This window comes from Martinezella miluonensis, from assembly GCF_900094545.1.
GTDB classification, from domain to species: domain Bacteria; phylum Pseudomonadota; class Alphaproteobacteria; order Rhizobiales; family Rhizobiaceae; genus Rhizobium; species Rhizobium miluonense.
The window spans coordinates 1-23,264 of sequence record NZ_FMAH01000053.1 but is presented as its reverse complement, the minus strand read 5'-3'; the positions used below and the strand labels follow the sequence as shown (position 1 = coordinate 23,264).

The 23,264-nt window shown below is 57.9% G+C and carries 22 protein-coding genes; 16 read left to right on the top strand and 6 right to left on the bottom strand.

Annotated features, from left to right (window positions below; translation table 11 throughout):
- Window positions 1-12 precede the first annotated feature (12 nt).
- The 11 genes from GA0061102_RS28525 to GA0061102_RS28475 all read left to right on the top strand — a co-directional run bounded on the left by GA0061102_RS28525 (window position 13) and on the right by GA0061102_RS28475 (window position 10,204).
- Window positions 13-669 (top strand): response regulator transcription factor, encoded by a 657-nt coding sequence (locus GA0061102_RS28525; RefSeq protein ID WP_092855535.1) that lies wholly within the window; start codon window positions 13-15, stop codon window positions 667-669.
- A complete protein-coding gene (locus GA0061102_RS28520) occupies window positions 666-2,042 on the top strand; it encodes a sensor histidine kinase (RefSeq protein WP_092855492.1) in 1,377 nt (458 codons plus the stop codon). The genes GA0061102_RS28525 and GA0061102_RS28520 overlap by 4 nt, the downstream gene beginning before the upstream one ends.
- 103 nt (window positions 2,043-2,145) lie before the next feature.
- Window positions 2,146-2,829, top strand: coding sequence for an MtnX-like HAD-IB family phosphatase (locus GA0061102_RS28515; RefSeq protein ID WP_092855490.1), 684 nt, complete (start codon window positions 2,146-2,148; stop codon window positions 2,827-2,829).
- A gap of 20 nt (window positions 2,830-2,849) precedes the next feature.
- Window positions 2,850-4,271: an aspartate aminotransferase family protein gene (locus tag GA0061102_RS28510; protein ID WP_092855488.1), complete on the top strand. Its 1,422-nt coding sequence runs from the start codon at window positions 2,850-2,852 to the stop codon at window positions 4,269-4,271.
- A gap of 4 nt (window positions 4,272-4,275) precedes the next feature.
- On the top strand, window positions 4,276-5,229 hold the full coding sequence (locus tag GA0061102_RS28505; RefSeq protein ID WP_092855486.1) for an arginase family protein: 954 nt from the start codon (window positions 4,276-4,278) through the stop codon (window positions 5,227-5,229).
- Window positions 5,226-5,579, top strand: coding sequence for a DMT family transporter (locus tag GA0061102_RS28500; protein WP_004125789.1), 354 nt, complete (start codon window positions 5,226-5,228; stop codon window positions 5,577-5,579). Before GA0061102_RS28505 ends, GA0061102_RS28500 begins: the two co-directional genes overlap by 4 nt.
- On the top strand, window positions 5,576-6,448 hold the full coding sequence (locus tag GA0061102_RS28495) for a fatty acid desaturase family protein (protein ID WP_092855484.1): 873 nt from the start codon (window positions 5,576-5,578) through the stop codon (window positions 6,446-6,448). The genes GA0061102_RS28500 and GA0061102_RS28495 overlap by 4 nt, the downstream gene beginning before the upstream one ends.
- Window positions 6,438-7,253: an alpha/beta hydrolase gene (locus tag GA0061102_RS28490; protein ID WP_092855482.1), complete on the top strand. Its 816-nt coding sequence runs from the start codon at window positions 6,438-6,440 to the stop codon at window positions 7,251-7,253. Before GA0061102_RS28495 ends, GA0061102_RS28490 begins: the two co-directional genes overlap by 11 nt.
- On the top strand, window positions 7,234-8,382 hold the full coding sequence (locus GA0061102_RS28485; protein WP_092855480.1) for a GNAT family N-acetyltransferase: 1,149 nt from the start codon (window positions 7,234-7,236) through the stop codon (window positions 8,380-8,382). The genes GA0061102_RS28490 and GA0061102_RS28485 overlap by 20 nt, the downstream gene beginning before the upstream one ends.
- Window positions 8,382-8,864, top strand: coding sequence for an EamA family transporter (locus tag GA0061102_RS28480; RefSeq protein ID WP_092855478.1), 483 nt, complete (start codon window positions 8,382-8,384; stop codon window positions 8,862-8,864). Before GA0061102_RS28485 ends, GA0061102_RS28480 begins: the two co-directional genes overlap by 1 nt.
- Window positions 8,864-10,204 (top strand): SAM-dependent methyltransferase, encoded by a 1,341-nt coding sequence (locus GA0061102_RS28475; protein ID WP_092855476.1) that lies wholly within the window; start codon window positions 8,864-8,866, stop codon window positions 10,202-10,204. The genes GA0061102_RS28480 and GA0061102_RS28475 overlap by 1 nt, the downstream gene beginning before the upstream one ends.
- Here the strand turns inward: GA0061102_RS28475 and GA0061102_RS28470 are convergent.
- Window positions 10,145-10,972 carry a MipA/OmpV family protein gene (locus GA0061102_RS28470; protein WP_245298165.1) on the bottom strand — a complete coding sequence of 276 codons (828 nt, stop codon included), beginning with the start codon at window positions 10,970-10,972 and terminating at the stop codon, window positions 10,145-10,147. The two genes, GA0061102_RS28475 and GA0061102_RS28470, sit on opposite strands and share 60 nt — an antisense overlap.
- Before the next feature lie 528 nt (window positions 10,973-11,500).
- Between GA0061102_RS28470 and GA0061102_RS28460 the strand changes: the two genes are divergently transcribed.
- The gene (locus GA0061102_RS28460) at window positions 11,501-12,247 is read left to right on the top strand and encodes a phosphatase PAP2 family protein (RefSeq protein ID WP_092855473.1); all 747 of its coding nucleotides are present in this window, start codon (window positions 11,501-11,503) and stop codon (window positions 12,245-12,247) included.
- Window positions 12,248-12,284: 37 nt separating this feature from the next.
- Here GA0061102_RS28460 and GA0061102_RS28455 read toward each other — a convergent pair whose 3' ends face one another.
- Window positions 12,285-12,926: a DUF1007 family protein gene (locus GA0061102_RS28455; protein ID WP_092855471.1), complete on the bottom strand. Its 642-nt coding sequence runs from the start codon at window positions 12,924-12,926 to the stop codon at window positions 12,285-12,287.
- Window positions 12,927-13,526: 600 nt separating this feature from the next.
- Between GA0061102_RS28455 and hsdR the strand changes: the two genes are divergently transcribed.
- From hsdR to GA0061102_RS28435, 4 genes are read left to right on the top strand one after another with little or no spacing between them, the layout of a single operon-like run.
- Entirely contained in the window at window positions 13,527-16,916 is a 3,390-nt protein-coding gene (hsdR, locus tag GA0061102_RS28450) for a type I restriction-modification system endonuclease (protein WP_092855469.1), read from the top strand.
- A gap of 13 nt (window positions 16,917-16,929) precedes the next feature.
- Entirely contained in the window at window positions 16,930-18,408 is a 1,479-nt protein-coding gene (locus GA0061102_RS28445) for a class I SAM-dependent DNA methyltransferase (RefSeq protein ID WP_092855531.1), read from the top strand.
- Entirely contained in the window at window positions 18,405-19,694 is a 1,290-nt protein-coding gene (locus GA0061102_RS28440; protein ID WP_092855467.1) for a restriction endonuclease subunit S, read from the top strand. Before GA0061102_RS28445 ends, GA0061102_RS28440 begins: the two co-directional genes overlap by 4 nt.
- A gap of 14 nt (window positions 19,695-19,708) precedes the next feature.
- Complete coding sequence (locus tag GA0061102_RS28435) at window positions 19,709-20,557, top strand: restriction endonuclease (protein ID WP_092855529.1); 849 nt, start codon at window positions 19,709-19,711, stop codon at window positions 20,555-20,557.
- Here GA0061102_RS28435 and GA0061102_RS28430 read toward each other — a convergent pair.
- The 4 genes from GA0061102_RS28430 to tnpA form a co-directional block, all read right to left on the bottom strand.
- Entirely contained in the window at window positions 20,471-20,767 is a 297-nt protein-coding gene (locus GA0061102_RS28430; protein ID WP_092852021.1) for a hypothetical protein, read from the bottom strand. The two genes, GA0061102_RS28435 and GA0061102_RS28430, sit on opposite strands and share 87 nt — an antisense overlap.
- Window positions 20,767-22,389 (bottom strand): IS66 family transposase, encoded by a 1,623-nt coding sequence (tnpC, locus tag GA0061102_RS28425; protein WP_092852023.1) that lies wholly within the window; start codon window positions 22,387-22,389, stop codon window positions 20,767-20,769. Before tnpC ends, GA0061102_RS28430 begins: the two co-directional genes overlap by 1 nt.
- A 63-nt stretch (window positions 22,390-22,452) precedes the next feature.
- Window positions 22,453-22,800, bottom strand: coding sequence for an IS66 family insertion sequence element accessory protein TnpB (gene tnpB, locus GA0061102_RS28420; protein WP_092852025.1), 348 nt, complete (start codon window positions 22,798-22,800; stop codon window positions 22,453-22,455).
- The gene (gene tnpA, locus GA0061102_RS28415) at window positions 22,797-23,177 is read right to left on the bottom strand and encodes an IS66-like element accessory protein TnpA (RefSeq protein ID WP_245298060.1); all 381 of its coding nucleotides are present in this window, start codon (window positions 23,175-23,177) and stop codon (window positions 22,797-22,799) included. Before tnpA ends, tnpB begins: the two co-directional genes overlap by 4 nt.
- Window positions 23,178-23,264 lie beyond the last annotated feature (87 nt).

The window sequence follows — 23,264 nt, the reverse complement described above, 5'->3', positions numbered from 1 at the left end:
ATGGGGTCGATCGTGCGCGTTTTGCTTGTTGAAGACGACAATATCCTCGGATCGTCACTAAAAAAGGCCCTGGAGAAGCATGCCTATGGCGTCGACTGGATGCGCGACGGCGAATCCGGCCTTGAAGCTGCCCAGCATTCGCATTTCGCGGCCGTCATCCTCGATATCAATCTGCCGCGGCTCAGCGGCATGGAGGTCTTGCGACGCGTCCGCCAGCGTGGCAATTCTGTACCGATCCTGTTGCTGACGGCGCTTGATTCCGTGCGCCAGAAGGTCGAGGGTCTCGATGAGGGCGCCGACGATTATTTGGTCAAGCCGTTCGATCTCGACGAATTGCTGGCACGTCTGCGTGCGCTCATCCGCCGGCGGGATGGCCGCACCGAAAGCGTCATTCGTTGCGGCGAGGTGGAGGTCGATCCCTCCGCCATGGTCGCGCGCAAGGGCAGCGCGCAGGTGCATACGACGGCCAAGGAGTTCCATCTTCTGAAGCTCCTGATGGAGCGCAGCGGCCGCTACGTCACGAAGAACGATATCGAATACGCGCTCTATGACGCCGAAAATACCGTCGAGAGCAACACAATCGAAGTGACCATCTACAATCTCAGAAAGAAGCTCGGCACTGATTTCATCAAATCGATCCGCGGCGTCGGGTATATGATCGAGCGATGAACAATTCCACGCTCACCCGTAAGCTGTTTCTCCGCATTGCGCCGGTCGTGGTGGTGACGATCGTCGTGATCGGCGCCTTCGCCTTCAACAGTGCGACGCGCGAGATCAACAATATCTACGATGCCCAGCTGATCGACGACGCCAATGTCATCTGGAGCCTGCTGCGCCGCCCCCTGGAAAAGACGCCCGGGCATGCCGCAAAGCAGATCGACGACATCGACTTCAACATGGACAATCAGCTGGCCTTCAATGAAGACGCCGACGATTATGCCGATGCGCATATGTTTCGCGCCTGGGTCGACGGCAGTATCCGCTTCTACAGCAGCACGGCCTTCCTTTCCGATGTACCGCAGCAGAAGGTGGGGTTCACGACCCTGACCTATGGTGGGGAGGATTGGCGCATCTATTCGCTGCCGATCCCGAACTCGACCATCGTGATAGAGCTTGGGGAAAAGATCGAGCTTCGCGAAACGCTCGTTTCCAACATTCTGCTCAATCTGTTCTTTCCGCTGCTGATACTCGTGCCGGTCATCGGCTTTCTGATCTGGCTCGGCATCAATAGCGGCCTGCGCACGATTCATGGGTTGGTGCGGCAGATCCGCACCCGCTCGCCCGACGATCTCTCGGCCATTCCCGTCGAAAGCTTGCCGCGTGACCTCCTGCCGCTCGGCCGTTCGATCAATCAGCTGCTGGAGAAGCTTGCGCGGTCGCTAACGCTGGAGCGGCGTTTTTCGGATCTGGCCGCGCATCAGCTGCGCACGCCGCAGGCCAGCGTGAAACTGCTGCTGCAGCTGCTCGGAAACAGCGACAATGAGCATGAACGGCAGGCGATCATCGCCGACCTCGTCGCCAGCAACAACCAAGCCACCCATCTGATTGAGCAGCTGCTGCAGCTGGCAAGGGTGAGCCATCACCCGCTCAATCCAACGCCGGTGACGCTTTTCCATCTGGTGGCGTCGGTGCTTGCCGAATTCGGAAACATCATCACCAATCGTGAACTCGATATCGTACTGGAAGGCGACCAGACAGTTCAGGTGCAGACGGATGAATCGCTGATGCGCATGATGATCAACAATCTTCTGGACAACGCCATCAAATATACGCCCGTCGGCGGGGAGATCAGGGTTTCGATTTCGTCCGAAGAGGGTGTCGGCCAGATTTCGATCAGTGACAGCGGGCCGGGGATACCCCCGCACGAGCGGGAAGCGGTGTTCCAGCGGTTCTACAGACTCAACACGCTTCATACCGAAGGCGCCGGACTCGGCCTTGCCATTGTCGCCGATACAGCTGACCGTCTGTCCGCTACGGTGAAACTCTCGACGCCACGGTGGAGCAAGGGTCTTCAAGTAGACCTGAGATTGCTGGCGAGCTGAAAATCAACTTCACAGCGTTTTTCATTTTCGCTTCATTTTCCCCTCATGCACGGCTCATCCGAGGTTGTTAGAGGCAGCTGGGGATCAGGCGAAAGGGCATGTTATGCAGGTGTTTTGCGATTTTGATGGAACGATCTCCATCGAAGACGCGACGGATATGGTGTTGACTCGTTTCGCCGGTTCCGAGTGGGAAGATATTGAGCAGCTCTGGAAGCAGGGGCTGATCGGCTCCGGCGAATGTATGCGTCGGCAGATCGCTCTTATCGAGGCAAGCAGAGCGGAGCTCGACCAGTTTCTCGACACCGTGTCGATCGATCCGGGTTTCGAGGGCTTCCTGTCTTATTGCCGCAGCGGTGAATTGCCCGTAACCGTCGTCAGCGACGGTGTGGATTATTTCATCCGCCGCATTCTGGCGCGTCATGGTATAAACAGCCTGCCGATCGTGGCCAACGTGCTCACCTGCAGCGTTTCCCAGGGCCGCGAGTCCTATTCGCTGTTTCCGCCGTTCCAGGCAACCGGCTGTGTCTCCGGTGCCGGCGTGTGCAAGTGCCGTGTTGTCGATAGCAATGACCTGCAGGTCTATATCGGTGACGGGCGAAGTGATTTCTGCGTTTCCGACAAGGTCGATCTCGTTTTCGCGAAGGCCAAACTTGTCGATTACTGCGAGGAACACGGCATTCCTTATGTCGGTTTCGAAGACTTTTCTGATCTGCTTCCAAAGATGGAAGCCGTTCTCCCGAGCGTCGAGCGACGCTCCCGTGCGCTGCCGCATTTCAAGACAGCGTGAACTAGACCGAGAGGCATAGAATGAAAACGAATGTAGCCGAAGCCTTCAGTGGCCGGACTGAGACGTCCGTCCGCTCCGAAGAAGAATTGCGCGCTCTTGAAGAAGCCTATTGCTCCCATGGCGATACGGTTCACTATACCGACAAGCCGAAATTCTTCGAAGGATGCGAAGGCTCCTTTGTCTATGATCGCACGGGAACGCCGTTCCTCGATCTGCAGATGTGGTATTCCGCCGTCAATTTCGGCTATCGCAACGAGCGTCTGAACGCTGCCGCTCATCGCCAGCTCGACGTGTTGCCGCAGGTCGCCTCGCAATATCTGCACCGAGAGAAGGTCGAGCTTGCAGCGATGATCGCCCGGGATGCCGAGAGCAAATTCGGCTACAAGGGTCGCGTTCACTTCAACGTCGGCGGCTCGCAGGCTGTCGAGGATTCGCTGAAGCTGGTGCGTAACTACACCGGCGGCAAGAGCCTGATGTTCGCCTTCGAAGGCGGCTATCATGGCCGTACGCTCGGCGCTTCGGCGATCACCTCGAGCTATCGCTATCGCCGCCGCTACGGTCACTTCGGCGACCGCGCGCAGTTCGTCGAGTTCCCCTATTACTTCCGTGGCCCGAAGGGCATGTCGAAGGAAGAATACGGTCATTATTGCGTCCAGAAGTTCGCGCGCCTGTTCGAGAGCGAATATAACGGCGTCTGGGATCCGAAGGCCGGTAAGTCCGAATATGCTGCCTTCTACATCGAGCCGATCCAAGGCACCGGCGGCTACGTTATTCCGCCGATGAACTTCTTCGTTGAACTGAAGAAGGTGCTGGACGATCACGGCATTCTGCTCGTCGTCGACGAAATCCAGATGGGCGTCTACCGTACCGGCAAGCTCTGGTCGATCGAGCATTTCGGCGTTTCGCCGGATGCGCTGGTCTTCGGCAAGGCGATCACCAACGGCCTGAACCCGCTTTCCGGCGTCTGGGCTCGTGAGGAGCTGATCAACCCGACCATCTTCCCGCCCGGCTCCACGCATTCGACCTTCGCCAGCAACCCGATGGGCACTGCCGTTGCGCTCGAAACGATGAAGATGCTGGAAGAGGAAGATTTCGGCGCTGCGATCATGGAGAAAGGCGCGCATTTCCTCGACGGGCTGAAGCAGCTGCAGAAGCGCCATGCCATCGTCGGCGAAGTCGATGGTCTCGGCCTCGCGCTGCGCATGGAAATCTGCAAGGAAGACAGCTACACGCCGTGCAAGGCGACGATGGACTGGATGTGCGACGAAGGCATGAAGGGCGACCTTCAGGTTGGTTCCAAGACCTACGGCCTCGTGCTCGACGTCGGCGGCTACCACAAGAACGTCATCACCTTCGCGCCGAACCTGCTCATCACCCGCGAAGAGATCGACCTTGCGCTCGCACTGCTCGATCAGCTTCTGACGCGCGCTGCCCGGAGATAAGACGGTGCAACTCCTGCTTCTTCATCTCGATGACGCATTGGAGTTGCAGCCGGACTTCGTGCGCGCCTGCGAATTTGCGGGCGCGCACCAGTATTTCGACAAGGACGCGGGGCGGGAGGTCCGGCTTTGGGGCAAACAGAGCGCCCTTGCCGATCTCGGCCGCGAAATCGTCAAGAATACGCCTGCAACCGGCAAGGACTCGCAACTCTGCTTCATGGGGTCCGGCGACTTTCATCATATTACAGCGCTGCTTCTCGACGGTGCGCTGGAGCGGCAACCCGGTCCCGCGACTCTCATCCATTTCGACAACCATCCGGACTGGGTCAACTTCGACGGCGGCATGCATTGCGGCTCCTGGGTCAACAGCGCGCTTGCCAACTCCAATATCCAGAAGGTCATCACGATCGGTGTCTGCAGCCATGATCTTCGCAGTCCCGAGCGCAAGGGTGCGAACCTGCACTGGCTCGGCGAAGGCAAGCTGGAGCTTTACCCCTACGAGCACCCGCCGAGCCGCGTTCTTGCCGATTACGGCAATGGCGCCAGCTATCGGCAGGAAAGGGGAGCCTTGCACTGGAAGTCGATCTCGGAGATCGGCGAAGAGAACTTCATCGACCGGATGCTCAGCCGCATTCGCACCGAAGCCGTGTATGTGACGATCGACAAGGACGTGCTGGCCGCAGACGACGCCGTGACGAATTGGGATCAGGGCCGCATGCGGCTGCCCTATCTTTTGGCTCTGATCAGCGAAATCGGCAGCCGTCACCGCATCATAGGCGCTGATGTCATAGGCGATTATTCTGTTCCGAGTTATGCTGGCGGCCTGCGGACCCAATTCATGAAGCGAGCTGAGATTTTCATCGATCAGCCTCGTGTCCGGCAGGGGCCTGAAAAGACCAGAAACATCAACAGTGCGGCCAATCACGCGCTGCTGGAGGTTCTGGCGGAGTATATGGAATGACCGGCAGCCTGACCCTTCCCATGCTTGGGCTCATACTCTTCTGCGTGCTGGCGGAAACGGCTCGCGAAGTTTGCTTCAAGCAATCTGCGAGCGCGCATACGCTGGTTGCCGCGATGGGTAAGCCCGTGACCTGGCTGGGTATCATCTTCTGGGCTGTTGAGCTATTTGGCTGGACTGCCGTTCTGGAGAGTGTTCCTCTCACCATCGCCTTTCCCCTCATGGCACTGAGCTACGTCGTCATCGTGTTCGCTGGTGCCGTCATTTTTAAAGAACATATCAACTTGCGTCACGCGACGGGCGTGTTTTTCGTCACCGCCGGCGTGGCTTGCGTGGGAGTTACCGGATTATGAAAATATTTGCGCACACCAGATGGGATGTGGCGCCGGTCCTGGCTGCCGTCGCGCATCTCGCTTTCGACGTCTATCTGATCGTCGGCTTCGAAAGCCGCCCCCTGTGGCTTTCGGTCGTCCTCGGCTGCCTATATGCCGTATCGATCTCCTGGAACATCAACAGCATTTCGCACAATTTCATTCACACGCCCTATTTCAAGCCGCGGTGGATGAATTATGGCTTCAGCCTGCTGGAATCCGTCGCGATCGGCTTTTCGCAGACCTATTATCACTGGGTGCATATGCGCCATCACTCCGGCAACAGCGACCGGCCGGACGAAAAGGGCGATACCGTCGATCTTTTGTCGATCTATCGCCACGGTCACGACGGCAAGCCGGAAAACGTTTGGTCTTATACGTTCCTGAGCTTCTTCCGCGACAGTCTCGGCGATATCCACAAGGCCATCGCGCGCAACCGTCCCTTCGATGCGGCCTGGGGCCGGTTCGAACTCTTCTTCTTCCTGGGCCTTGCAGCTGCAGCGCTTCTTTATGATTGGAAGGCCGTGCTGTTCTTCGTGCCCTTCTATTATCTCGGCAATTGCCTGTCGTCGCTCAACGGCTATTACGAGCATCTGAACGGCGATCCGGACGAGCCGATCGCCTGGGGCGTTTCCAGCCACAAGTCGTTCTACAACTGGCTCTGGTTCGGCAACGGCTATCACGCCGAGCATCACTATCGCCCGCGCACGCACTGGACGAAGCTGCCTGCTCTTCACGATCAGATCAAGGAAGAGCAGGAAAAAGCCGGAACGCATGTCATCAGCACCTGCCACGCGCTTGGCTTCATGGCCAAGGAGAATAGGCAGTCGGAGCTCTCTCATGAAAGCTGATGCATTGAGCTTCTTCATGGAGGGCTCAAATGGAAAAGGCATACTTCTCGTGCATGGGTTGACGGGTGCACCGGCTGAAATGAAGCTGGTTGCCCGTCATCTCAATCGCAGGGGCTATAGCATTTATGCGCCGCTGCTGGCTGGTCATGGCGTTGACGTAAAGACGTTGCGCCGCACCCGCTGGCAGGATTGGCTCGAAAGTGTCGTTGAGGCATCGGCTCTGCTGGCGACAAGGACCCAAGATGTCTTCGCTGCCGGCATCTGCGTTGGCGGCAAGCTGGCGATGCTGGCCGCCGAGCAGCAGCCTGGCACCATCGGCGCTGCGGCCATCTATTCGCCTTGCTTCAAATATGACGGCTGGGACGTTCCCTTCTATTATCCGCTGCTTTCTTCCCAGATCGGCTGGCTGTCGCGCGTTCCGTTCCTCGATCGCCTGAATTTCAGCGAGACGAACTCGCTCGGGATCAAGGACGAGCGGATGCGTCGCCTGATCGAGGGCATGGCAAGCGAGGGCGTTCTGGAAAAATTCCCAGGCAAGGGCCTGGTCGAGATGCATCGGCTTGGCAAGGCTTTAAAGGGCGTTCTGCCGAAGATGCAGACGCCGACGCTGATCCTGCATGCCGAGGACGACGATCTCGCCAGCCCGAAACACGCACGCTACATTTCAGAGCATATCGGCAGTCCTCATGAGCTGAAATGGATCAAGGACAGTTATCATATGATCCATGTCGACCGGCAGCACCGTCAGGTGGCCGATTTTACCGCGGATTTCTTCGAGGCGCGTCATGTCGCAGCCGCTGCTTAAACTCGTGCCCAAACCAGCTGGCAATCCGATGACGGAAGTTCATCCCAGCATCCGTGCGATCGGCCGCGATGCCTGGAACGCGTGTTTCCAAGGCCAGGCCGAAGACTATGATTGCCTGCTTGCCATCGAGGAAGCGGGGATCGCAGGTTTCGAATGGCGCTATGTCACCGTCGTCGAGGATGGGCGCGTCAGCGCCGCCATGCCGGCCTTCCTGTGCCTTTATGCGCTTGACACGACGCTGGAAGAAGGCTTCCTGCGCCAGTCCGTACGCCGCGTGCAGCGGCTCTTCCCGAATTTCCTGAAGCTGCGCCTTGCCTGCCTCGGATCGCCCTGCACCGAGACCGGGGCGGTCGGCTTCCACCCTGACGTTCCGGTGGAACGTCGCAGCGCGCTGTTTACAGAGCTTCTGTCCTTCTTCGAAAAGTATGCCGCGACCCAGCGCTGCGCGCTGGTCGGGCTCAAGGATATTCCCGAACCGACCTCGGCGGAGTTCGGCACTGCGCTTTCCGCTCGTGGTTATGCTTCGATCGGCGGTCTGCCGACAGCCTGGCTCGACGTCGATTTCAAGACGATCGACGAATATCTCGCCAAGCTCTCCTCCGGCACCCGCAAGGACATGCGCCGCAAGTTGAAGTCCTTCGAGCAGGTCAGGGTCGAGATCAGGACCGATTTTGGCGAGTTCCTGCCGCAGGTGATGGCGCTCTATCACGACACGCGCAACCGCAGCGATTGGCAATTCGAGGAGCTGACCCCTGAATATTTCCAGGGCGTTCTTACCCGCATGGAAGGGCGTTCCTACTGCGCCTTCTATTTCGTCGAAGATACGTTGCTCGCCGCCAATCTGATCGTGCATGACGACCGCGTCGCTATCGACAAATTCTTCTGCATGGACGGCGAAAAAGGGCGACCATACAACCTTTACTTCCTTAGCTGGTTCACCAATCTGCGCTATTGCCTGGATCACGGCATCCGCCGCTACCAGAGTGGCCAGGCATATTATGAAAACAAGGTACGCCTCGGCAGCAAGCTGACCGCCAATGCGATGTTCTTCCGCCATCGCAACCCCATACTTCAGGGGCTGCTCAGGCTGGTATCGCCGCTGTTCTCGACGGACGAGGGGGAAGCGTGATGCCGATGCGCCTTTCCTGGCTCGCCGTGCCAGCGCTGAACACGCTATTCCAGTTTTTCATCAAGCTCGGCGCCGAGCAAATGCACAGCCAAAGCCCCGAAGTCTGGCTCTGGCAGGCGCTCTCTTCCTATTGGATATTGGCTGCCATCGCCGTCGAAATCGTCACCTTCTTCATCTGGATGAACGTGCTGGCCGAACTCGATCTCAGCCGCGCCTTTCCGCTTTCGGGCATCAGCTATGTGCTGATCATCGCGACAGGCTGGTTCATCTTCGACGAGCGGGTCGTTGCCCTGCAGATAATCGGCAGCGGACTGATCCTGACAGGTGTCTGGCTTATCGCGGGCGCCAATGTCGAGACGGGAACCAAAGTCGAGACTGCGGCCAAGGTTGAGACTGAGACCAAGGCCGAGGCGGGGGATCGCCGCGATTTGGACGTGGGGCAGCGCAAAGAACTGCGCACGGGTACCGGCAAGGATAGATAATGCCTAACTTACAAGCTGAAAATCGCCCCAAGGGCGCATCTCCTGCTGCTTTCTCCAGCCTCGTGGACTGGTGTGTGAAGCGCGCGCTGTCGTCCATCGTCACGCGTGGGGCGCTGACGGTGACGACGGCAAGCGGCCGCGTCCTGACATTCGGCGACGGCACCGGCGAGCCCGTTCATGTCCGCTTCACCGATAACCGGGCCGAATGGGCGCTTCTGATCGATGCTGACAGGCTGCTCGGCGAACTCTACATGGACGGCCGCTTCATCGTCGAGCAAGGCACGCTTTATGATTTCGTAGCGATGATGCTGCGGGAGGCGCAAAACAGCACCCACCCGCTGATCGCGCGCATCATCGACGATGTAAGAACCAAGCTGCGGATTTTCCGCCACCGCAACATGCCGGGCCGCTCGAAGGCCAATGTCGCCCACCATTATGATCTCGATGGCCGGCTCTACGAACTCTTCCTCGATCCGGACCGGCAATATTCCTGCGCCTATTTCGAACATGCCGAGCAATCGTTGGAAGACGCGCAGCTCGCCAAGAAACGGCATCTTGCCGCCAAGCTTCTGATCGAGCCCGACAACAGCATTCTCGACATCGGCTGCGGCTGGGGCGGGCTGGCGCTGCACATGGCCGAGCACGCGCCCGGCGGCTACGTCCTCGGTGTCACGCTTTCCGAGGAGCAGCATGAATATGCCACGAAGCGCGTTGCCGAAAAGGTCGGGGGAACGCCGGCAGAGGTGCAATTTGCGCTCAGGGATTATCGCAGCCTGACCGGCCGGTTCGACAGGATCGTCTCGGTCGGCATGTTCGAGCATGTCGGCCTCGCATCCTACCGCACCTTCTTCCGCAAATGCGCCGAGTTGCTCGAGGATGACGGCATCATGGTGCTTCACACCATCGGTTGCTCTGCGACGCCCGGCTTCACGACGCCGTGGCTCGACAAGTACATCTTCCCCGGCGGCTATATTCCGGCTCTTTCGGAAATCGTTCCTGAAATCGAGGCGGCGGGGCTTACGATCACCGACGTCGAAGTATTGCGTCTGCATTATGCAAAGACGCTCGAAAACTGGCGCGAGCGCTTCATGGCGCGCTGGGACCAGGTTGCCCAGCTCTATGACGAGCGCTTCTGCCGCATGTGGGAATATTATCTGTCGACGGCGGAAGCGGCGTTTCGTTATGAGGATCTCGTCGTCTTCCAGATCCAGATGAGCAAGCGCAACGATATCATTCCGCTCACGCGGAACTACATCGCCGATCACGAGGCGCGCAACGGCTCAAAAATTAATGTTGAAGGTTCGGTTGAGAGTAAAGCCGATAATGTTCTGGTTGGGTGAGCCGAACCGCGAGGTGACCGGGCTATCGGAGGCGGCGCCTATCAGGCGGTTATATTTCCCGTAGACCTGTACGCTCCAATCGGGCGAGATCGAATAGGTCGCAGCCACAGTAACGCCGACGGATTTAAAGCCGCCGTCGGCGTCAAAGGCGCTGACGCGGCCGCTTCTTACCGCCGGGCTATTCGGCGAGATGCCGAAATTGCTGCGCATATAGGTGGTGTTTGCCAGCGACAGGCGTGGTCCGGCTGACAGCAGCCACTTGTCCCCGACCGGCTGGAACCAATCAAGCGCGAGATCTGCGATAAGACCGTCGCCGCCCCAGAGGGACTGACGTACTTCCGTGCGAAACCGGAGCTGGTTATCCTTCAGCCAATATTGTGCGAAGCCGCCGGCATCAAGGTTCCAGTGCACGCGGCGCTGGCTCTGCAGGCGCAAATTGTCAAGGTCCAGGCGATCGTCCCTGAAACCGACCACAGGCCCGATTTCGAGGCCGCCGATATTGAAGAGACCATAGTCGAAATTATCGTCCGGGGCGCTGTATTCCGGGGCTTCACCAAGGCGATGGAGGTCAAAGGACGGCAAGACGCCGAAGCTGTAATGCTTCGATCCTTCGTAAGTCGGGCCATACTCCACGGTGGCGCCGAGCGTCACGACCCAGGTGTCGGAGGTGTTGGAGGCGTCGGAGGAGGATTTTGCAGAACCCTGCGCCATGGATGACGCGGGAAACGCAATGATCGCGGATGTTACCAGCAGACCCGTTCCGGCCATTGCCATCAACCGGGCAGCGAATGATGTCCCAACACTTAACACTATGACAATACCCGATCCCTGATCGCCCTCGCGGCAGTCTTATCACAGCCCAAGGTTCCGAAAATAGCGAAAATTTTAAATGCGGCTTGCGCGCTTGGCTGACGGCCCGAACGCATTGCGCCGGTTGCGGAAGATCGGCTGCCGCGTCCGGCGCGCTTCACGGGCCGCGGAGACGCTTCTTCCGGATCTCGGTGACGGCGGAGGACGATGGCGCGTTCACTTGCTGGCAATCGAAATGTTCTCCGTCCCCGACGAATGGAACCTCTGCTGCCGTCAATGATCGCAAAGGGTGCGGATGAGAATAAGGGCGTAACATTTCATGAACCTGAAACCTTGCATCCGGCACAAGCCGATTGTTCGTTCGCTGCGGTTGGATTGCGCTGTTTTTATCACTAGATAGCGATTGTCCTCATTTCGGACAGGACTCCGAGCGACGGCGGATCCTTTCCGCTCGCGGAAGCGGCGACCAGGCAGACAGGCGAAGGCATGAAGGATCAGGGATCTCGCAACGCAGGCATTATGGCACGGCTGAGCCGTTACGAGCCGTTACTGCTCTCCATGTTTGCTGCTCTTTCGGGTGGCGTTTTCCTGTTCGTCTACCTCACGGGCGAGGTTCTCGAAGGAAGCACCAAGAGATTTGACGAGGCCATATTGCTGGCGCTTCGCCAGCCGGGCGATCTGTCCGTTCCGATAGGGCCGGGGTGGCTCACCCATGCCGTCAAGGACATCACAAGCCTCGGTGGGACCACCGTGCTTGCGATGATGACGGTGTTGGTGACGATCTACCTGCTGCTGGACCGCCGGCGCGCGATCGCCATCTTCGTGCTTGCCTCGGTGCTCGGCGGATGGGCGCTGAGCTCGCTGCTGAAGCTCAGCGTCGCGCGGCCGAGGCCGGATATCGTGCCGCATCTGGTCGACGTGAATGATCTGAGTTTTCCAAGCGGCCATGCGATGGTGTCGGCAGTTACCTATCTGACACTGGCCACACTTATTTCCGGCACGCGCCACTATCGATCGACACGCATCTTTGTCGTCGCGACCGGTATTCTGCTGACCCTGCTGATCGGCATGAGCCGCGTCTATCTCGGCGTACATTATCCGACCGATGTGCTCGGCGGCTGGTGCGCCGGAGCGACCTGGGCGCTCGGCTGCTGGATCCTCGCCCGGCGCTTCATATCGCTCTCACGAGGCACTGACAGCCCGGCAGGGGCCGATTCTTCGCCGTCGGAGTGACGGAGGCGTCAGAGCGCGGACAGGCTGTGGGGCTAGATTAGCACTGAACTTCCAGCCGCGTTGCCACCAGCAGTGAATAGTCCGTGCCCTTTGGATCGCTGAAGAACATGCTGGTCAGTGCTGCCTGGTTTTCCGCCATGACTTCCTTGGGGTTAGGCCTGATCACTTTGCGCTTGCAGCGGCCCAGGGCGGTTCCCGAACTGGTCATGTCGCTGTCGGTCGCGAAATCGACCGCGGTATAGAGCGTCTTGTCGTAAATCCCGAAGGTCGTGGTGCCCTTGAGGAAGGTCTTCTGCTCAGGCTTCAGCGAGAAGGTGAGGATCAGCGAGCCGTTCTTGTAATCGGCCTGGATGGCATCTGGCTTGGCCATCGGCACCGCTTTGCCGTTGCTGGTGACGTTCGTATAGTAGCCATACTGTGCAAGCGAATCCCTGACCGTCTTGCCAACAGCCTTAAGCTCGCTTGCATTCAGCGCCTGGCTGCCGGCCTTGTCATAGTCCATCAAAACCGACGAGGAAAACACCTCATCGAAGCTCCAGACATTGCGCAGCTCGCTGATGGAGCCATCGGGCGCCGCCACGACTTCGAATTTTGCGTCGATGAAGATATGCGGATGGGCGAGCGCCGGCACGGGCAAAAACGACAGCATCGCAATCAGCAGGGGCGTCTTTCTTCTCATGCGAGCAATACCGCGTTCCGTCCATCAGGTTGATGTGGAGCACTGAACGTCAATTGAGACTGATTTGAGACCCGGAGAATTCCGACTGTAACTGACCGCTCCGATTCGCGGAATGCCGGTCATGGTCGAGTGTCGCGATAAGCATCGTCAACGCGGCACTTCGGCTGCAGCCTGCTGCGGAAAAAGATGAAGGCCGTTGCCGGCCTGCCCATCGAAAACTCATTTCTGAGGAAAACTGGAGCGGGCGAAGGGATTCGAACCCTCGACCCCAACCTTGGCAAGCAATAAATTTTAGAATTCCCTTAATGCGAGTGGGTGTAACGCAGTTCACACTAATTCACAAGGGTGATGTTTTCATCATTTTCGAGGTGGTCGCTAGCATTTATAAATAACGGTTAGATTGCACTGCGGCATACCGTGGCCCAACGGCGTGAACTAGCGTAACGGTAACCGTATGGTAACCGGAATAGTCGGCCGTCCTCGCAGCCAGATCTTCGCGGCCGCTGGGGATGCGCAATTGCACTTGATCGGCTCTCAAAGATTGCAATAGATTGCCATTAGAAATTGAAATTGGCTCAATGGAAAAGCATTGCTGTCCCCATGACGGAAGACGCTGGAAACTTTTCATTTCTTTCAGAATCTAACCCGCAATTGGCCAAGCTGGGCCAGTTGGCCGAGCGCTATTTTCATGACGATCCGCCAACCGCGCTTGTCAAGTTGCGTCAGTTTGCTGAACTAATTGCAAAGGAAGTGGCTGCTCGCCAAGCTTTGCTAACCAATAACAAGATGTCTTTCGATGAGATATTGCGCATCTTACGTACGCGATCCGTACTCCGCCAAGAGATTGCCGACCTATTCTACCATTTGAAGCGGGCAGGCAATCTGGCTGCTCATGAGGATCATGGCACCAGAAGTGATGCCCTCACGGGTTTGAAAGTTGCGCGAGCTGTCGGTGCTTGGTTCTATCAATCCTATGGAAATGCGCCGTCTTTTCGGCCCGGCCCTTTTGTGCCTCCATCTCCACCTACGGATGCTAGCCTTGGCTTGCTCCAAGAGATCGAGCGTTTGCGTGCAGTGGTCATCGCAAGCACTGACGCAGAAGCTAAGGCACGATTGACTGCCCAGGAAGCCGAGGAGGCACGCCTTGAACTGGAGGGAAGGGCGGCCGCTGAAGCGCGGGACCGAGCTTTCTGGGAAGCTCAGGCTTTGGAAATTGAAGAGGCTTTAAGAGAAACAGAACGGACACTAGCCGAATTGCAGGCTCGTGCCTCGGCGATGTCTATTCAGCAGTTGGATCTTCTGGCTGAAGCTGCTGCGAGAAGCGCGGACCAGATCGAGATCGATGAGGCAACCACTCGCGTTCTCATTGACGAACAGCTGCGAGCTGCTGGTTGGAAGGTCGATACAGCGCTGTTGCGCTATGGAAACGGAACGCGCCCGGGTGACGCTGAAGCAGTCGCGATTGCCGAGTGGCCGACGGAGAGCGGCCCGGTCGATTACGCGCTGTTCATCAACCGCCGTTGTGTGGGCGTAATAGAGGCCAAACGGCAAATCCGAGATGTCCCTGGACGTCTGGGCCAAGCCAAACGCTATAGTCTCGGCATCAAGCTCTCGTCAGACGAACTACTTCATGGCGGCCCATGGATTGATGGCCTCGATCAGTTTCGCGTGCCCTTCATGTTCGTGACTAACGGTCGTCCGTATGTCAAACAACTCGCCACCAAATCCGGCACATGGTTTTGGGATGCCCGAACGAAATCAGCGCCAAGAGCGCTGGCGGAGTGGTTCTCGCCGCGCGATCTCATCGAACGTCTTGAGCAAAGGGTTGGTGATGAAACGCCTGGCTTCGAGGATCGAGAGATTGGCGTCACAGGCCTCCGTCCTTATCAGCAAGAGGCGATCCGTGCTGTTGAGGAAGCGATCGGACGGCACCAGGATCACATCCTCCTTGCCATGGCGACGGGAACGGGCAAGACGCGCCTTGCCATTGCGCTCATGTATGAACTTCTACGGGCCAAGCGTTTTCGTCGTATTCTCTTTCTTGTTGACCGCAACGCGCTTGGACGCCAAACGCTCGACGCAATGAGTACGACGGATACCAATGGGTTCCTGAAATTTGATCAGGTCTTCCCGGTTGCCGACATGGCGCGCAAGTTTCCGGAGGCGACGGATCGCGTGCAGGTGGCGACTGTGCAGGCGATGATCCGTCGAATTTTTGATGATCCGACCTCCGAACGTCCAACACCCGGTACCTATGATCTAATCATCGTTGATGAAGCTCATCGGGGATATACGTTGGATGCAGAACTTCGCGAGGATGATCTCGGCTTCCGCAATCTCGATGATTATCTCTCCGCCTATCGGCGCGTGCTCGATTATTTCGACTCCACGAAGATCGCGCTGACGGCCACGCCTGCGTTCCACACTCGCGAGATTTTCGGTGCACCGATCTTTAGGTACGGCTATCGCCAAGCTGTGATCGATGGCTACCTGATCGACCACCGTCCGCCGCGTCGTATTACGACGGCTCTCAGTCAGACGGGTATCAGCTTTGATAAGGGCGAAGAGGTCAACATCATTGATCCTCGTACCGGACAGGTCGATCTATTTGATCTCGACGATCAGGTCGATTTCGAAGTCGCCGAATTCAACAAGAAGGTCTACACCCGCACATTCAACCGAGCAGTCGCGGCTGCAGTTGCGGCGGAGTGCCCGCCGGACCAACCGGGCAAAACCCTCCTTTTTGCGGCTCGCGACGACCACGCCGACATACTCGTGGAAGAGCTGCGCGCCGCGCTGATTGAAGAGTATGGTCCCCAACCGCATGACCTCGTCGAAAAGATCACGGGCTCAGTTGACAAACCAGGAGATCGTATCAAGGCGTTTAAGAATGATCCGCGCCCGAAATACGTCGTCACCGTCGATCTCCTTTCGACCGGTATCGATGTGCCCGCGATCACCAATCTCGTCTTCGTTCGCCGCGTCAACAGCCGCATTCTCTACGATCAGATGATCGGCCGAGCGACTCGCAAATGCGATGAGATCGGCAAGGAATATTTCCGCATTTTCGACGCCGTCGATATCTATGCGAACCTTCAGGAAGTGACGGACATGCGACCGGTCGTGGTCGATCCGACTTTGAGTTTCGCAACGCTTATCGGGGACCTGGGTCGTGCCACGACCGAGGAAGACCGTGCATTCGTCCGCGACCAAATCGTCGTGAAACTGCGTCAGCGCCTGAAACGCTTGGTAGACGAGCAACGAGAAACGCTGGAGGCAGTACTCGGTCCGCTGGAGCCGCTTATCGAACGTCTGAAGATCGCGCCGCCCGCCGAAACGGCAGCTCTCTTCCAGCAACACCCGTCCCTGACGACCATTCTCGACACGCCTCGTAATGTCGGACGGCGGGACGGCATTTATATTTCCGAGCACGAGGATGAACTAATCTCGGTTGAGGACGACTTTGGTGGCAAGGCAAGCCCTGCTGATTACATCGAAAGCTTTGAGACTTTCGTCCGTAACAACATGAATGCTATTCCCGCGATGGTCGCTGCTACTCAACGCCCACGCGAGCTGACACGTAAGGAACTGAAGGAGCTGGCTATCCGCCTGGATGCCGAGGGCTTTTCGGAGGCAAGCCTTCGGCGTGCCTATGGCAGCGCCCGAAATGCTGACATCGCCGCCCATATTATCGGTTTCGTGCGTCAGGCGGCACTCGGTGATCCCCTTGTTCCCTATGAGACACGGGTTGAGAACGGCGTGCAAAAAATCTTGGCAAGTCGTGTTTGGACGCAGAAGCAAAAACAATGGCTCGGACGCATCGGTCGCGCTTTGAAGGCGCAGCCGATTAGCGACCCTGAAATTCTTTCTGAACCGCTTTTCGCACAGGCAGGTGGATTCGATGTGGTGGACCGGGAGTTCGAATCCGGTCTAGGAGATGTGCTCAAGGATTTGAATGCCGCCATCTGGGATGGCGGCCAGGTTGCCTGACGAAAGTGTTGCCATGAACCCCTCTGCCGATCTAGTGAACAAACTCTGGCGTCTGTGTGCTTTGCTGCGCAAGGACGGTGTCACCTACCAGCAATATGTGACTGAGCTGACCTATCTCCTGTTCTTGAAGATGGCCTCCGAACAGAAGGACGAGAGCCGCATCCCGGAACAATATCGCTGGGGAGCGCTGAAATCGGCCAGCGAAACTGAGGTGTTGCAGCGCTATCGGCAGGCGCTGATCGATCTCGGCGACGGTACCAAGATCGCCGACCGTTCCGTAGTAGCGATCTTCCAGAATGCTGCGACCATCGTTCGTGAGCCTGCCAACCTCCGCAAGCTGATCGATGCCATCGATGGGCTGCACTGGTTCAGCGAGGAGCGCGACCGTTTTGGCGACGCCTACGAAGGCTTGCTCCAGAAGATGGCTGAGGAGACCAAACGCGGAGCGGGGCAATATTTCACGCCACGCGTGCTGATCGACGTCATGGTGGACCTCATGAAGCCGCAGCCGGGCGAGGTTATTCAGGATCCGGCGGCAGGGACGGGTGGATTTCTTATCGCCGCAAATAGTTTCATGAAGGCGGCGACAGACGATTACTTTGCGCTGTCGCCCAAGCAGCAGGCTTTTCAGCTGCGCGATGCGCTGCGTGGCGTGGAGAATGTGCCTGATACCTTTCGCCTGTTGCTAATGAATCTGCATCTGCACGCCATCGACCCGGACCATATCGATCTTGCCGATACATTGAGCCCACGGGGGTCGGAGACAAAGTTCAAGAACGCCCACCTCATCCTCACCAATCCACCGTTTGGCCCGGCAGGCGGGCCGCCGACTCGCGATGACCTGACGATTACTGATCGCGTTTCGTCCTATCAGCTGCCTTTCGTCGAACACTGCATCCGCGCGCTAAGGCTCGGTGGCCGCGCTGCGGTCGTTGTGCCGGACAACGTGCTGTTCGATGATGGTCGTGGGAGGGAACTGCGCCGAATGCTGATGAGCCGGTGCAATCTGCACACTATCCTGCGTCTGCCGACCGGAATTTTTTATGCGCAAGGCGTAAAGACCAATGTGCTGTTCTTCACCCGCGCTACCGAGGAAGCGCCGATGGAAGACGCGACAAAGGCGGTGTGGATTTACGATGCACGCTCCGGTGCGCGCTCCTATGGGAAGACCAATTCTTTCAAGGCGTCCGACCTTGAAGCCTTTGCGCAAGCTTTTGGTGAAGACCCGACCGGGGGCTCCCCGCGCAAGGATGAGGGCGAAGCTGGCCGCTTTCGCTGTTTTACACGCGAGGAGGTTGCCAGCCGTGGCGATGATCTCAATATTACCTGGTTGAAGGAGACCAGCACGGAAGCGGAGGACGGGCTGGAGACACCGGAGGATATTGCGCTCACCATCGAGGGACATCTGAAATCGGCATTGGAGGAGATTGCGGCGCTAATGGTGGAGCTGGAGGCAGATGTCGACGTCGAGATGCCAGAGGCGGCGGAATGAGTTTGCCGAGCGGGTGGGTCAATACGGTTTTAGGTGAAATCGCTGATTTCATTATGGGGCACGCACCTCCAGGAAGGGCTTGCAATCACATTGGCGAAGGCACCCCGTTTGTCAAGGCCGGTGAATTTGGCCCGCAGCGACCGATAATCAGAGAGTGGACAACGCAGCCTATGAAGTTCGCGGCGGCTGAAGATGTTTTGATATGTGTGGTCGGGGCTACAGCGGGTAAGCTCAACTTAGGGGCTGACTGCGCAATTGGCAGGTCTGTTGCAGCTATACGTCCGTCGAAAGCTACAAGAACTGAATTTTTGTTCGCGCGCCTCCAATCCGAAATTTCTACCTTGCGGAAGGCTTCAACCGGGACTGCTCAAGGCGTTATCTCAAAAGATATGTTGGCGAGCGTACCAATTGATTTGCCACCCATCGCCGAACAATGCAGGATCGTTGGAAAGCTGGACGCGCTGACCGCCCGTATTGCCCGTGCCCGCACCGAGCTGGATCGGGTGCCGGGACTGACTCAGAAGATTCGAGAGCGCACCGTTGAGGAATTAATAAGCAGCCGTGCCAAAAGCTGGAAAAAGGTTTCTTTGGAAACGCTTTTATCAGCCGGGCCAACGAATGGCTGGTCACCTAAAAGCGGATCGGATGCCAGCGGCACGCTGACGCTGAAATTGACGGCGACTACAAGTGGGTATCTGAGAACGGATGCTGCCGCTGTCAAGCGAATCTATGAGATCGTTCCTGGTAATTCCAATCTTTGGCTGGAGCCTGGCGACCTGTTAATTCAGCGAGCAAATGCGCTTGAGCATGTCGGAGCTGCGGCGATTTATACTGGCCCAGGTAAAACCTTCATCTACCCGGACCTCATGATGCGTGTCAGAATACCGGATCAGCACATAACCAAGCTGGTTTGGTACCAGCTACGTTCTCCTGCCGTACGCCAATACTTCCGAGACCACGCCACAGGCACGGCCGGCAACATGCCAAAAATAAGCGGCTCGACGGTGCGGAACGTTCCAATCTGGCTCCCGTTGGACGATCAGGTCAAAGACGTCGTTACCCACATGGATCGCAACTTCGCCCGCGCAGACCGTCTCGAAGCCGAGGCAGACCGCGCCCGAAAACTGCTCGACCGTCTGGAATCGGCTATTCTCGCCAAAGCCTTTCGGGGTGAGCTGGTGCCGCGGGACCCGGATGACGAGCCAGCGGAGAAGCTTCTAATGCGCATCCGTGAGGAACGTGTCGTCGCGCTGAAGCCGAAACGCGGTCGTCGCGCCACCTTCTGACCTTGGATGAAATCATGGCTATTCCCGACTACCAGTCCCTCATGCTTCCGGTCCTAAGGCTCGCCGCAGAGGGCGAAACGCGTGTGCCGGAGGCGGCGGACAAATTGGCCGACCAGTTAGGCCTTTCCGCTCAGGAGCGGGAAGAAATGTTGCCCAGCGGGCGACAGCGTGTGCTGAATAACCGCCTTCACTGGGCAAAATTCTACATGGCCAAAGCCGGCTTGATCGACAGTCCAGCGCGAGGTCGGTTCGCGGCAAGCGAGATGGGGCGCAAGCTGCTTGCAACTAACCCTGGTTCCATCGACGTGGATACCTTGAAAGCCTATCCTGCTTTTGTCGAATTTTATTCCTCCAGCAATTCCGGCTCCGGCAGCCCGGATACGGCGGCAATAGGCTCCGGCGAGGTCATCGATGCTACGACCTCCGCCACACCCGAGGAGCGGATCGATGCCGCACAATCCGTCCTGCATCAGGCCCTGAAAGCGGACCTACTGCAACGCGTCCTGGCGCAGAGTCCTGCTTTCTTCGAGCGCGCCATCGTCGATCTACTGGTTGGAATGGGCTACGGCGGTAGCCATGAGGATGCTGCCCGTCGCCTTGGTAAGACCGGTGATGGCGGTATCGACGGCGTGATCGACGAGGACCGCCTCGGTCTTGATCGCATCTATGTCCAAGCCAAGCGCTACGCGCCGCATGTCGGCGTTGGTCGGCCCGAGATCCAGGCCTTCGTCGGCAGCCTCGTGGGATTCGGCGCATCGAAGGTAACCGGCCGATTGTTACCGCGGAGATTTCGCTTTGATGCGGGCGATGAGTTCTTTGTCGTCGACAAAGCTGTCGAGGAAGTCGTTCCACTCGTCGGTTGAGCGGCGAGCGTGGGAGAGCATCTGCTCCAGCTCTTCCATACCGTCGTCCGTCAGTGCGGTCATGGATTCATCGTCCCCGGTGTAGACGGAGATGATGCTGCCGTAGCTTAGATTATCATCGTTGGAGACGATGGCCTGAAGAAGCTCCACGTCCTCTTCGAGGATTTCGGCAACAAATTTGATCGTACGGACGTGGGTAACTGTCGCCATCACGCTGCCTTTGCGTCGATTGTGGTGATCTCCGACCAGTTCCACGGAAGCAATTCGTCTAACCGATTGATCTTGTGATCGTGGATACGATCGAGCACGTCAGCCAGATAGGCTTGCGGGTCAAGACCATTCATCTTGGCCGTCTCGATGATCGTCATGGCGCGTGCCAACGTTTCCGCTCCCGTGTCGGCTCCCGCAAAGAGCCAGTTGCGTCTTCCAACGCCTATCGGACGCAGGGCCCGCTCAGCGGCATTGTTGTCGATCGCAACGCGACCGTCTTCGAGGAACAGGCAGAGCGAAGCCCAGCGGCTCAAACCGTATCGGAAAGCTGTCGCCAGATCGCCTTTGCCTGGAATGCGGGTTAGTTGAGCTTCAGCCCAGTGGCGGAATGCATCGACCTTGGGCTTGCTCTGGACCTGACGCGCGGCAAGACGGATATCAGGAGGCTGGCCGTTGATGCCACGCTCTATGTCATAAAGAGCACCAATACGATCGAGAGCCTCCCGTGCGATCTCTGACTTGTTTGATGTCCAGATGTCGTGGAAGTCTCGTCGCCAATGGGCCCAGCAGGCCGCCTCTTTAAAGCGAGACGTTCCATTCTCTCCAGGTGAGTACAGCTTGCCGTATCCTTTGTAGCCGTCAGCCTGAAGGATGCCGCTTGATTGCCTGAGGTGAAGATGAACGTGCTCTTCTTTCCAGTCAGGAGCAAAATAGTAGACTGCACCGGGCGGGGAAGCGCCAGACCAGGGACGTTGATCGCGAACATACGTCCAGAGCCTGCCCTTCTTCACGCCTTTGCCCAATCCCTTGTCTCGCAGCGAGCGATCCAGCACCCGGATTGGCGTGTCGTCAGCATGAAGGAGATCACTTGCCATGATCGCCGTTTCGATCCGCTCGATGAGAGGCTGAAGCACCTGCATCGCACGACCACACCAATCGACCATCGTGCTGTCGGGAATGTCGGCACCCATGCGGGCAAAAATCTCGTTCAGACGGTATAGCGGCAAATGGTCGTCGAACTTCGAGACCAGAATGTACGCCAAGAGCCTAGCGCCGGCCATGCTGCCCGGGATCGGACGGCTGGGTGCTGCCACCTGCACCATCTTCTCGCAGCAGCGGCAGGACTTCTTCAACCGAGCAACCTCGATGACTTTCATCTGCGCGGCGATCATATCGAGGATTTCGCTGGTGTCCTCGCCGACAAGACGCAACTCTCCTCCGCAATCCGGGCAGCAGGAGCCGGGATCGAGTTCTCGGCGCTCGCGGACCGCCGTGTCCGACACGCGGGGGCGTCGGCGCATGGTCTTTTCGGACGGATCCGCCAGGGGCACTGTCGACGCCGCCTCATCAACTTCATCGATTGGGGCAGTAATGGCCTCAGCGGCGGCGATCAACAGATCCTCAAGCGCCAGTTCCAACTGCTCGATTTCACGCTCAATCTTCTCAGACGACTTGCCGAAGACCTGTTTCTTCAGCTTGGCGATGCGCAGCCGCAGTGTTTGGATTAACTGGTCATGCGCTTGCAATGTGGCCGACATCTTCGCATTTTCCGCCAGCAAAGCGGCAATCATTGCCTTGAGAAAGGCTGGATCGTCCGGAAGATTTGTCGTCGCGCGAGACATGATCCTGACTACCACACGCTAGGAGAAATTGCCATAAAAACCAGTGGTTTCAGTGGGATAAAATCACCCGACACGGGCCGGTGGTGCCCCCCAATCAGGACGACGCCAATCGATCCCTTCCCACAACATCGCCAGTTGGGCAGACGTAAGCCGGGCTGCCCCGTCGGCCGCAGAAGGCCATGGGAACCGCCCTTTCTGCAAGATCTTGTAATACAGGCAGAAGCCCTGGCCATCAAAATACAGCAGCTTCAAACGATCGCCACGTTTGCCGCGAAAGGCAAAGACCGCACCGCTCGTCGGCTTCTGGCGCAGGATATCCTGCGCAAGCGCAGCCAGGCCTTCTATTCCTTTGCGCATGTCCGTGATCCCGCACGCAAGATAGACCCGAACGCCGGTCCCAGGCCCGATCATGCTGCTTCCACCGCCCGGATAAGCTTCGTCAGGGCGCCAGTGTCCACCGCGCTCCCAAAGCGAAGGGTGCGGCCGCAGCTCAATCGCAGTTCGATCGTCCCGCAGCAGTTCTTCTTGTCTTCGGGGACATCGGCCTGCACGGCATTCATGTCGACGGGAACGAACAATGCATTCGCAGACGTCGAGAGCAGCCCCTTCTTTTTCAACTCGCTACGCCAAGCGTAAATCTGCTGTCGCGTAATATCGTGCTGATGAGCAACTTCGGTGATGGTGGTTCCGGCAACCTCAACCGACATCACAATCGCGAGCTTCTCATCATCGCGCCATCGACGCCGCCGTTCCTGCCCAAGAATCTCAACGCGCATCGCAATCTCCACCTAAGACACGTCGCTAACGACGTCGTTAAACACGTGTCTTAGGCCATCACGACGATGGCTGGCAGGCGGTAGCAATCGGGCGGTTAC